The organism is Deferribacterota bacterium, from assembly GCA_034189185.1.
GTDB lineage: Bacteria > Chrysiogenota > Deferribacteres > Deferribacterales > UBA228 > UBA228.
Window position 1 is genome coordinate 1 of record JAXHVM010000237.1, and the last position, 2247, is coordinate 2247.

The window sequence follows — 2247 nt, forward strand, 5'->3', positions numbered from 1 at the left end:
TGCAAATTCAGTTGCAATGATTGCTCCAATTAAGATTGTTTTGCCTGCTCCCATTGCTAAGGCTAATATATAACTTGGATAACTTAATGAAAGCGTTTCTCTTAATGCCTCTAATTTATATTTTTTGACGAAATCATTATCATTTTTTATTCTTTCAAATATTGAGTTTATTCCTTTTCCAGATAGGGCTATTTTTTTCCACTCTTCATCACTTAGTTTAATATTAAGAGCATTCAAAAGATCTTCATCATTATAAAATTTTTTATACAAATCAAAAATATGAGAAGTTCCCTCGACAAGTCTTAAATACCAATAATTTTCAAGAGCTTCAAATTGTGCCTTTCTTAAAAAGCGTAGATTCCCAGTTGATGGGTCAAGATTAAAATCCATTATTTCAGAAATAATAGGATAATCAGATTGATAATTATTTTTTCTCCATTTAAGTGCTTTTGATGTTAACACATTATATAAAGCCATAATTTCTTAACCTTTCATTTAAAACAATTATTTTATTTAGTGAAAGTATATTTAAAATTTACCATATATTATATAAATAATTTATACTTGTCTAGTAACTTAGACTCTATTGGGATAGTTAGTTTAAGGTGACAAAACGTTAAAAATATGTTATAATATAAAATAATTTGTGAGGTGATAAAATGACAAAAATAGAAATAAAAGATGAAAAAGCCCTTATTAAAATCTTTAAAACAATTTCTTGGTTAGATGATATAAGATGGAGAACGGCAGGTAACTATAACTTTATAAATTACTCAAGAAGTAATCTAACGAATTGTGAAAAAATCCTTACCCATTGGATTTGCTATATTACAGATAGACAAATGTCATTTGAAATTGTCTGGGATAAAGGTGGATAAATATTACTACGAATAAACAGAAGTGTTTTACAATAAACACATTAGATTTAGCTATAATTTATTTTATTACATAAGCTCTTTTAAATGATTTATTACTTTTTTTGGTTTATAGGGATATTCATCAAAAACATTATTCTGCCTATTAAGCCAGATAGCTTCAAAGCCAAAAGCAGTTGCTCCTGCAACATCCCATGGATTTGAAGAAACAAATAATATATCTTCTTTTTCTCTGTTTAATCTTTTTATGCTATAATTATAAACTTCAGGATGTGGTTTGTATATTTTTATATCATCTACAGAAATAATATTGTCAAAATATGCGCTTATTTTATTATAATCTAATGCTTTATTAAGCATTTCATTTGTAGCATTAGAAAGAATAACAGATGTATAATTATTTTCTTTAAAATATTTAAGACTATTTAACACATCACCATAGCAGTTTAGACTATCATATGCATCTATAAGTGTATTTCTTATATCTAAATTGTATAAGTTATATTTTTTCAGTGCATAATCTAAAGCAAGTTTTGTTATCTCATAAAAATCTATATAATGTTGCATTAGTGTTAATGTCCATGTATATTCTAATTGTTTTTGTCTCCAAAGGATAGATAGGTGTTCTAAACGGTTCTTATCTATTTCCCTATCTTTTAATATCTCTACAGGGCTTAATACGTTAAGAAGTGTTCCATAAGCATCAAACATTAAAACTTTCATTTGAGCCTGCCTATTTTAGGAATTTTTCTCTTTTTTCTTTTGGATAGTTAATACAAACTGCACTTTTGCCTTTTTTTACCAATTCTGTGCACATATTACACGTTGGTTTACAAATATTTATTTCCTCTTTAATTAAGCCTTTTGCCTTTTTAACCCATAATGGATCTGCAAAAAGCACCCTACCTAACCCTATCAGATCTGCTTTGCCATCAACTAAAATACTATCAGCAAATGCTGGGGTTTGTATTCTACCAGCTGTTATTACAGTAATATCTACTAATGATTTTTTTATTTTTTCTGCATATTCTACCATAAATCCCATCTTTTTATCTCTTTCTCTAATTTCTGGTAAAGCAAATGATTCATGCGTACCGGCAGTAACAGACATGTAATCTATGCCTAATTCATATAGTTTTTTTGCAAATACCATAGATTCATCTAAGGTTAATCCACCTGGCATCCATTCATCAGCTAAAAACCTATAACCTATAAGGTAATCACTTCCAACAGCTTTTCTAACTGCTTCAACAACTTCAATAGGAAATCTCATCCTTTTTTCAAGTGTTCCCCCATATTCATCTGTTCTTTTGTTAGAAAGGGGAGACAAAAACTGGGCAAGTAGATATCCAGTACCCCCATGTAATTCCAC

Annotated in this window: 4 protein-coding genes; 1 reads left to right on the forward strand and 3 read right to left on the reverse strand. The window is 28.5% G+C overall.

What is annotated here, in order from left to right; translation table 11 throughout:
• Window positions 1-477 (reverse strand): restriction endonuclease subunit R (locus SVN78_10370; protein MDY6822011.1); only part of this gene is annotated, 477 nt, incomplete at its 3' end.
• A gap of 182 nt (window positions 478-659) precedes the next feature.
• Between SVN78_10370 and SVN78_10375 the strand changes: the two genes are divergently transcribed.
• Complete coding sequence (locus tag SVN78_10375) at window positions 660-878, forward strand: hypothetical protein (GenBank protein MDY6822012.1); 219 nt, start codon at window positions 660-662, stop codon at window positions 876-878.
• Window positions 879-944: 66 nt separating this feature from the next.
• Here SVN78_10375 and SVN78_10380 read toward each other — a convergent pair whose 3' ends face one another.
• Window positions 945-1598, reverse strand: coding sequence for a haloacid dehalogenase type II (locus tag SVN78_10380; GenBank protein MDY6822013.1), 654 nt, complete (start codon window positions 1596-1598; stop codon window positions 945-947).
• A 10-nt stretch (window positions 1599-1608) separates the two neighbouring features.
• Window positions 1609-2247: NADH:flavin oxidoreductase (locus SVN78_10385; GenBank protein MDY6822014.1), on the reverse strand; the 639-nt coding region annotated here is incomplete at its 5' end.